The following is an 8918-nucleotide window of genomic DNA, read 5'->3' as shown; positions in this document are numbered from 1 at the left end:
CCACGGCCTTCCCTTCGGCTGTAACGATAACGGCCATGATCCACTATTGGGGAAATTGTTATTTCCATCAAGACTTGACTGACAAAAAGTGGCCGCTCGCCTGTCCGGTCGGGTCGAGGTTGCCCGCCTGTTCGTGGCTTCGGGGCCACATTGTTGCGGGTTTTCGACAGCGACTCTTGCGCCTAATTTCCCCCGCAGCCATCACCTCCGCCGACGGGCTATCCGCCACATAGGATGACAGAGAGGGCACTGAGGGTAGAAGTCTGACCCCTACCTCAGCCACGGTTCTGGTCGCAAAACATGAGGGAAGTCGCGTGCGCCGCGCAGTCACGTTGAGTGCGCCGTACCGGCGCGCTCGCGTCAATGGTGAGCCGGTCGACGTGTCGGGTGAGTCCGGCTCGGCCGGAACGATATCGCCGCGTGGGGATCGGGCGGGCGTGACCCGGGTAGGAGATGGCTGTGTGGACATGGCTACGAGGGATGGCGGCGCGCCGCCGGGCCCGTTCCGGGTCCGGGTCCGGGTCCGTGGACAGTTCGGTCTGGAACCCGTCCGGGTGGTGGTGGTGTCTCGACCACGGACGCGCGGAGAACCCGCCGGATGCGCCCGGTCATCGGCGCCTGGGTCCCTACGGCAGTGCCTCGGACGCCGAGAACTGGCGGCAGGGGTTGGACAGGCGCAACGAGGAATGGGACGAAGCGGACCGCCGATGGGCCGGGGACCGCTGACGGTGGTGCTGCCGGCACGGTCCGGCGGTCTTGTCGCCGGACCCGTACGGCCGTGAAGAGCGGCAGCCTCCGCCCGCGCTACCGCACCTCCGAGGACATCATCTGATTGGCCTGCGCATAGGGTGTCGCCTCGGCGGCGCATGAGAACGTACCTTCTTCGTGGATCTCCCGGGCCGCGCGCAGCACGGCCGCGAGAGCGATACGCGGCAGGAGGGAGCCGAAACTGATGCGGCGGACACCGAGCAGGCCCAGTTCGGTCACCGACGGGAACGGGGGCGGGCCCACCAGGACGTTCACCGGGCCCTGGACCCGCTTACAGACCTCGCGGATGGAGTCCGGGTCCAGCAGGCCCGGGGCGTAAAGCACATCGGCGCCGGCCGCCGCGTACGCCTGAAGGCGGCGTATCGTATCTTCGAGATCGGGGTGGCCGTAGAGAAAGTTTTCGGCGCGTGCCGTGATGACGAAGGGTAAGGGCAGGCTTCGCGCGGCGGCGACCGCGTGGCCGACTCGTGCGACGGCGTCATCCAGGGCCAGGATCGGTGCCTGCGGTATGCCGGTGGCGTCCTCGATGGACCCCCCGACGGCTCCAGCCTCGGCGGCCAGCAGAACGGTCTTCTCGACGTCCCTGGGTGTCTGCGCGAAGCAGCTCTCGAGGTCGGCGGAGACCGGTAGCGGGGTTGCGGCGGCGATCGCACGGACGTTGGCAAAAGTCAGCGTGCGGTCGATCAGGTTCGCGCCGTCGGCCACACCGTGGCTGAAGGCCAGCCCGGCACTTGTGGTTCCGACGGCGACAAAGCCGGCCTGCGTCAGCAGGCGCGCGGTTCCGGCGTCCCAGGCATTTGCCATGACAAACGGACTGGCCTGCTCGTGTAGCTCACGGAATATCACCGCTTTGCGATGTTGCGCGGTCGTGTTGTCGTCCATCACATCAACTTTCCTGGGGGCGGTTGGGGCACCGGCGTGGATAGATGAGTCCTACGCGCTGGTCGACGGCCGGTGATGCGTCGCGGGTGTCGTCATCTTCGCAGGTGTCGCCTGCGGGTTTCGGCGCAACGCCGACATCAACGCGCCGCCCAGAATATTGCCGCAGGACGTGCGGTGAACGCGCGGGGAGGCATGGCATCGGCTGTGCCGACGAACCGCGAACCTCACCACCACGCCCCCTTTGGTGGATGCGTAGGAGTCGGGATGCCCACCTTTCAGGGCGGGGAGGACGTCAGTCGCCAGCCCGGGACGCCCGCGGTGAGGGACGGTGGTTCTATGACCGACGACGACGATGACTGGGCCCCGCCGCCCGTGCCCCACGGCGACGGAGACCCGATAGCAGCCGCGGGCGAGGCGCTCAACGAAGCGGAGACCGCCCTGCGGACCTACGCCTGGATACCGGACGCGGACGAGGTCGATGCTGCCGCCGCCATCCTCCACCAGCTGGATTCCGGGCAGCATCGACCTGACGCCCCGGCCCGGTACCTCGTCCACCGGGCGCTGGACGAGACGTACCCGCAGCTGATCGCCTGGCGGCCCCGACCGCTGTACCTGTATGCGGCGGTGAAAACCGTGCAGCTTCTCGCCGCGGCACCGCCCACCCAGGAGCGTGACGATGCCACCCTCGTCGCCTGGGACCGCCTGACCGTCCTGCTCCGCGTCGTGTCCGCCACCGCGGGTGGCAGCAGCTGACATCTGCCCGGATCCGACACCTGCCCGGACCTGACACCTGCCCGGACCTGACACCTGCGCGACACCTTCTCGACACCTGCCCGCGCCGTCCCACCCGCACCCGGTGGCCGGCGACTGATCCGGAGGTGGCTGCCGCGATCGCCGAAGAAATAAGCTACATCGGCCCCCACCGCGGCGAGTCCGGAGGAGATGGTCGCGTTGCGTTTGGAGGGGTTGGCCCCGAAGTTGGCTCCTAGGTTGGCCCCGTGGACGGCGAGCCGGGCTGTCCGGAACCGGCCGGCGACCGCGTGCCCGGGTTGTCCAGAGCGTCACCGAGCCCCGCGCGCGAGGAGACCCGATATGGCGATCATGCTGGTCGGTGGGGTGCCGCTGCCGACAGCCCCGGCCCGGCGAGGACCCCGGTGGAGCGGGCGTTCAGGGCATACCTTGATACCCAGATGAAACAGACGCGAAGCGGAGTATCGGTGACTGACTCGACCATCATCTATACATACACTGACGAGGCTCCGGCCCTGGCGACATACTCGTTCCTGCCCGTGGTCCAGGCGTACGCCGCGACGGCCGGGGTCAGTGTCGACAGCCGCGACATCTCCCTGGCGGGGCGGATCATCGCCAGTTTCCCCGAGGATCTCGAGGAGGCCCAGCGCATCGAGGACGCGCTCGCCGAGCTCGGTGAGCTGGCCAGGACGCCCGAGGCGAACATCATCAAGCTGCCGAACATCTCGGCTTCGATTCCGCAGCTGAAGGCGGCGATCGTCGAGCTGCAGCAGCAGGGCTATGCGCTGCCGGACTACCCGGACGACCCGAAGACCGACGAGGAGGGGGAGATCCGCGCCCGTTACGACAAGGTGAAGGGCAGCGCCGTCAACCCGGTGCTGCGCGAGGGCAACTCCGACCGCCGCGCCCCGGCCTCGGTGAAGAACTACGCTCGGGCCCACCCGCACCGGATGGGCGCGTGGACACCCGACTCGAAGACGAACGTCGCCACGATGGGCGCCGACGACTTCCGCTCCACCGAGAAGTCCACGATCATCGCCGCGGCCGGCACGCTGCGCATCGAGCTTGCGGGTGACGACGGCAGCACCACCGTCCTGCTCCCGTCCCTGCCGGTGCTGGCGGGCGAGGTAGTGGACGCGGCCGTCCTGCGGGTGGCCGCGCTGCGCGAGTTCCTCACCGCGCAGATCGCCCGGGCCAAGGCCGAGGGCGTGCTGTTCTCGGTGCACCTGAAGGCCACGATGATGAAGGTCTCCGACCCGATCATCTTCGGCCACGTGGTACGGGCCTTCTTCCCGAAGACGTTCGCCACCCACGGCGCGACGCTCGCCGCGGCCGGCCTGTCCCCGAACGACGGGCTCGACGGTATCCTCAAGGGCCTGGAATCGCTGCCCGAGGGCGCGCAGATCAAGGCCTCCTTCGCCGCGGAGCTCGCCGAGGGCCCCGCCCTGGCAATGGTCGACTCCGACCGCGGCATCACCAACCTGCACGTGCCCAGCGACGTCATCGTCGACGCCTCCATGCCGGCCATGATCCGTACCTCCGGCCACATGTGGGGCCCGGACGGCCGGGAGGCGGACACCCTGGCGGTCCTGCCCGACTCGAGCTACGCCGGCATCTACCAGGTCGCCATCGACGACTGCCGGGCGCACGGCGCCTACGACCCCGCGACGATGGGCTCGGTGGCCAACGTCGGCCTGATGGCGCAGAAGGCCGAGGAGTACGGCAGCCACGACAAGACCTTCGAGATCCCCACCACGGGCACGGTGCGGATCGTCGACCAGACCGGCACCGTGGTGCTGGAGCAGGCGGTCGCCGCCGGCGACATCTTCCGCGCCTGCCAGACCAAGGACGCGCCGGTCCGGGACTGGGTGAAGCTCGCCGTCGCGCGCGCCCGCGCCACCGGTGACCCGGCGGTGTTCTGGCTCGACGAGAACCGCGCCCACGACGCGAGGCTGATCGAGAAGGTCCGGGCGTATCTGCCCGGGCACGACACCTCCGGGCTGCGGATCGAGATCAAGGCTCCGGTCGACGCGATCGCTTTCTCACTGGAGCGGATCCGCCGCGGCGAGAACACGATCTCAGTCACCGGCAACGTGCTGCGTGACTATCTGACCGACCTGTTCCCGATCCTGGAGCTCGGCACGAGTGCCAAGATGCTCTCGATTGTCCCGCTCATGAACGGTGGCGGCCTGTTCGAGACCGGCGCCGGCGGCTCCGCGCCCAAGCACGTCCAGCAGCTGCTCAGGGAGAACTACCTGCGCTGGGACAGCCTGGGCGAGTTCCTGGCGCTCGCGGCCAGCTTCGAGCAGTTCGCGCGGACGACGGGCAACGCGCGTGCCCAGGTGCTCGCCGACACCCTCGACCGCGCGACCGCCACCTTCCTCAACGAGGACAAGTCGCCCAGCCGCCGGCTGGGTGGCCTCGACAACCGCGGCAGCCATTTCTACCTGGCGCTCTACTGGGCGCAGGAGCTGGCCGCGCAGACCGGCGACCCCCGTCTCGCGGAGGCGTTCGCCGGTCTCGCCAAGACGCTCGCCGACCAGGAGAAGGCGATCGTCGACGAACTGATCGCGGTCCAGGGCTCGCCGGCCGACATCGGGGGGTACTACCAGCCCGACCCCGTCAAGGCCGCGGCCGTCATGCGTCCGTCGAAGATCTTCAACGAGGCCATCGCCAGCCTCGGCTGACGAGACCCGAGCGAGGGTCCCACGCCAACGAGGGGGATCCCACGCGATAACGCGATGAGAGGGGAGGGCCCCGGACCCCGGAGGCCGGGGCCCTCCCGTCGTCGACTGCTGCCATGCCGTGACTCCGTGTAGCGCAATGGCCTCCATCTGCCGCGGCGGAACTTCGCTCCAACGATGAACCGGCATATGGATTGTTATTCCGTCATCAGCATGTCTGTTGAGGTTCATGGGCGGCGCCTAGCGTCAGCCGGGTAGCTGAGCGATTTTCCGGGCCAGTCAGTGACATTGAACAGGGTTCCGGGCTGGTCGGTGATGACGACGCGCTGGAGTTGATCAGATCCCGGTTGTCGGGCCTGTCACCGGCGGAGCAGGCGGGCCGCCGATGCGGTGCTGCCGGCGCTGCTGGAGGTCCTGGACATCTCGTGACCCGGGCCGGCCGGGCCCTGATGTGACGCGTCCCCGCCCCCGGGCGATGCGGGCGGCCGCCGCGGCCCGGCCGGCCCCGCCAGCCCGGCCCCGCCAGCCCGGCCAGCTACTTCGGCCACTCCGGTGATGCGCGGCACTGCCGGGAGGGTCCGTCGCCGAACGGCACTCCGGTCCACCGGCCATGACTCCCCCGTCGCGCCCCGACGTCCGATGGTTCCCTCGCCCCATCGCATCCTGTCACGCTTATCTAACTCCGCTGCATGATTGGTGGATTGGCGGGACCGGGCCGATCGTCCGCGGGTCGCCACCAGGGCCCGCCGGGCGGAACAGCGAGGCGGCGGCGCGGAGCGGCGAGGCGGAGCGGAACTCAGCCGGCGCCGGGCACCGTGACGTTCTTCTCCGTGAAGCCGAAACCGGCCTGTCCGGCGGTCTGCTGGAAAGCGGTGAAGAGGTTCTCCTCGGAGTTGATGTCGGCATCCGTCGCGGTGCCGTTCTTCAACTTCCCGGTGAGGGTGTTGAACTTGTCGCTGATTGACTGCACCGCGTTGCACAGTGACGGGTTGGCCAGGGCGAACTTCTTGGCGACCTTGAGTTCGTGGACGGTGAACACGCCGGCGACCGCGGCCTTGGCGTAGGTACGTTTCCGTTTCGGGGCTCCGGATCGGAAGCCGCCGTTCTTCGCCGGCTTGTAGATGTACCGGTGGAAGGCCCCGAGTGCGAGGCCCGCGTGCACCGCGAACCGTGTCTTGGCGAAGGCCCTGCTGTTGCCGGCCGTCGGGCAGGCACCGCTGTACTCGGAGTCGTCGTCGGTGCCCGTCGAGCTGGATGCCGTGGCGCCCTGCACGGTCTTGGAGCCGCGGTTCGAGGAGCTGCACGCCCCGAGCAGCACGGCCGGGAGCAGCGCCACCAGCAGGACGATTCCCCATCGTGATGCGCGGCCCGCCGGTCTGGCGATCATCGAAGACATCCACTACCTACTTTCGACAGCGTTCGCCGGCATCGCGGATGTCCGGCGAACGATCTACGGCGTTACGCGTGCGATGGGTGACTCTAGACGAGTAGGCCCTGGATCGGAGCGGATGGGGCAGACGGGCCGGTGGGCAGGCAGGCAGGCAGACGGGCGGACGGCGCCACAACGGGGTTTCGGGTCAGCGTTCGCTGCCGGTGACAGGTGTGCTGCGGGCCTCGGCCGGGACGGACCGGGCCGCGGGGTGGACCCGCCCGGCCGGCCCCGCGGCGAAGGCCTGCAGCAGGGTGGTGGTGACCTGGGTGACGAACCGCTGCACCGGCTCCCCATGGGCGCCCGGCCCGCAGACATCGAGCAGGGCGCACACCCACGCGCTGGTGCCGGCGTCGAAGACACCGGCCCCGGACGGCGCCGTGTAGTAGCTGACGTCGGAGTAGTCGGCCTGACCGTGGCAGGCCACCGGCGAGTGGGCCAGCACTTCGATCATCTGTGGCGTCGGCCGGTTGAGATCGACGCGATCATATTCGGATCCGATCATGCCCGGGATCCGGCTGCCCGCCGCCAGCCCCGTGCCGGCCAGCAGCCAGTGACCGGGGTTGGTCACCACCAGGTCGGCGTGCACCGGGTTGCACTGGTACATGCCGCCGGTGAGCGAGCTCTCCGGGTCGGCGTTCGGCGGCGATGGCCAGTTCGCGGTGATCTGACTGTTGTCCCGCCCGTACAGGGGGTCCTCGTTGGCGACCTTGTAGCCCGTTTCCAGCCGGTCGGGCCCATGGGGCGTGGGCGCGAGCCGGATCCGGCGGTACACGGCGTTGGCGCCGAGGAAGGCGATGTTCGCCCCGGCGTCCCGGGCGGCGGTCAGCGTCGCCCGCATCCGCGGCGAGTAGTACTCGTCGTGCCCCAGCGAGATCACCGCGCGGGCACCGTCGAACAGCCGCGGCTCGGCATGCAGGTCGATGTCGGTGGCATAGGCGAGCGGCAGGCCGAGCCGCTCTGCCAGCGTCACCAGGGGCGCCTCGTTCCCGGTGAAGTCCGCGGCACCGTCGCCGTAGCCGTAGGGCCGGTCGAACGAGACGACGCGGGCGCGGTCGGCGAAACCCCGCAGCCCGTGGTAAAGGCTGTAGCCTCCCAGGCGTTGTACGCCTGCCAGGTGGTGACCGAGTTGAGGATCACGATCCTGCCCTGCGCGGACGGGCTGCGCACCGTCAACGGCACGTACGACTGGAATCCGTTGCTGCTGTCGAGGCGGAACAGGTAGTCGCCCGGCGGCCACGTCGCCGTGTCGAAGGTCATGGTCGGGGCCCACGACGCGGCCGACACGGTGTTCGTCGTCGCGTTCATCGCCGCCGACGGCTGGACCCGGCCGGGCAGCTCCTCCCGCCGGGTGATGAGCCGGCAGGTGTGGCCGCCGTACCAGCCGATCCGGAACACCGAGACGGCGAGCCGGCTCGCCGTGGTGGAGGCGAACAACCGTACGGGCTGACCGGGGTCGACGCCGACCCGGTCCAGCCAGCCCTCGACCGCGTGGCCCTCGCCGAGCCGGGCCAGCCCGCAGTCGGCGCCGGGCCGGGCGTTTTCGGCCTTGACGTCGAACCCGGCGGGCGTGTCCGGCTCCGTGGGTCTCCCGGACCCGCCCGACGCGTCGGTACCGGCCGACGGCCGGTTACCCGCCGCGGGCGATGAGCCGTCACAACCGGTGCCGACCAGCCCGATCAGGCCGACCAGCGCGACGGCCGTCAACGCGACACGGGGTGACACGGGATGGGATCGCGCGGCGCCCGACCGGACGACGCCCGACCGGACGACGCCGGAGGGGACGACGCCGGAGGGGACGATGCGGCCGCCGGTCGGGCGCCTGTCCTGCCGCGACCACCACGCAACCCGCAGTCCCGACGCAATCTGCGATCGCAAGCCGCCCCCGTCCCTACCCGGCGCGCTGTGACCCTGTCCTGCGCCGTGACCCTGTCCTGCGCCGTGACCCTGTCCTGCGCCGTGACCCTGTCCTGCGCCGTGACCCTGTCCTGCGCCGTGACCTGCGCTGCGTCGAGGCACCCGTGATGCGTCGGGCACCTACTATGACCGGATGGTTGCGAGGCCGGAGGACGGCGTGAGCTGTCAGGCGCTGACCCCGGTCTTCGCGCTGCTGGGGAAGCGGTGGAGCGGTCTGATCATCAGTACGCTGATGGCCGGCCCGGCGAGGTTCTCCGAGATAGCGAAGCTGGTGCCGGGGGTGAGCGAGCGGATGCTGTCGGGCCGCCTCACCGAACTCGTCCAGGCCGGCCTCGTGGAGCGTGAGGTTCTCAAGGGGCCGCCGGTGGCGACGCGTTATCGGCTCACCCCGCGGGGCGAGGGGCTGCGCACGGCGCTGCACGAGCTGGAGGTGTGGGCGCAGGAGCATCTCGTCGCGCGCGGGGAGCCGCCGTGTCCCAGGACCCCCT

7 protein-coding genes are annotated in these 8918 nt (G+C 69.8%); 3 read left to right on the top strand and 4 right to left on the bottom strand.

The window, feature by feature from the left end:
- Window positions 1-804: 804 nt before the first annotated feature.
- Window positions 805-1650, bottom strand: a complete 846-nt coding sequence (locus AC08OO_RS20475; RefSeq protein WP_476611270.1) for an isocitrate lyase/PEP mutase family protein — start codon at window positions 1648-1650, stop codon at window positions 805-807.
- A gap of 336 nt (window positions 1651-1986) precedes the next feature.
- Here AC08OO_RS20475 and AC08OO_RS20470 point away from each other — a divergent pair, with 336 nt between their 5' ends.
- Window positions 1987-2403, top strand: a complete 417-nt coding sequence (locus AC08OO_RS20470; RefSeq protein WP_035733326.1) for a hypothetical protein — start codon at window positions 1987-1989, stop codon at window positions 2401-2403.
- 464 nt (window positions 2404-2867) lie between these two features.
- Window positions 2868-5087, top strand: coding sequence for an NADP-dependent isocitrate dehydrogenase (locus AC08OO_RS20465; RefSeq protein ID WP_476611269.1), 2220 nt, complete (start codon window positions 2868-2870; stop codon window positions 5085-5087).
- Window positions 5088-5880: 793 nt separating this feature from the next.
- On the opposite strand, the gene AC08OO_RS20460 is transcribed toward AC08OO_RS20465, so the two are convergent.
- The 3 genes from AC08OO_RS20460 to AC08OO_RS20450 all read right to left on the bottom strand — a co-directional run bounded on the left by AC08OO_RS20460 (window position 5881) and on the right by AC08OO_RS20450 (window position 8238).
- The gene (locus AC08OO_RS20460) at window positions 5881-6471 is read right to left on the bottom strand and encodes a hypothetical protein (protein WP_476618927.1); all 591 of its coding nucleotides are present in this window, start codon (window positions 6469-6471) and stop codon (window positions 5881-5883) included.
- A 190-nt stretch (window positions 6472-6661) separates the two neighbouring features.
- Window positions 6662-7585: a N,N-dimethylformamidase beta subunit family domain-containing protein gene (locus AC08OO_RS20455; protein WP_476611271.1), complete on the bottom strand. Its 924-nt coding sequence runs from the start codon at window positions 7583-7585 to the stop codon at window positions 6662-6664.
- On the bottom strand, window positions 7483-8238 hold the full coding sequence (locus tag AC08OO_RS20450) for a N,N-dimethylformamidase beta subunit family domain-containing protein (RefSeq protein WP_476611267.1): 756 nt from the start codon (window positions 8236-8238) through the stop codon (window positions 7483-7485). The genes AC08OO_RS20455 and AC08OO_RS20450 overlap by 103 nt, the downstream gene beginning before the upstream one ends.
- A gap of 325 nt (window positions 8239-8563) precedes the next feature.
- On the opposite strand from AC08OO_RS20450, the gene AC08OO_RS20445 reads away from it, so the two are divergent.
- Window positions 8564-8918: winged helix-turn-helix transcriptional regulator (locus tag AC08OO_RS20445; RefSeq protein WP_476611266.1), on the top strand; the 355-nt coding region annotated here is incomplete at its 3' end.

This window comes from Frankia sp. CeCAU1, assembly GCF_977971845.1.
This window is presented reverse-complemented; position numbering and strand designations above follow the sequence as displayed.

Bases quoted from the DNA above. Each gene is read 5' to 3' on its own strand.
- AC08OO_RS20470 (WP_035733326.1), top strand. From the start codon at position 1,987: ATGACCGACGACGACGATGACTGGGCCCCGCCGCCCGTGCCCCACGGC.
- AC08OO_RS20475 (WP_476611270.1), bottom strand. From the start codon at position 1,650: ATGGACGACAACACGACCGCGCAACATCGCAAAGCGGTGATATTCCGT.
- AC08OO_RS20460 (WP_476618927.1), bottom strand. From the start codon at position 6,471: ATGATCGCCAGACCGGCGGGCCGCGCATCACGATGGGGAATCGTCCTG.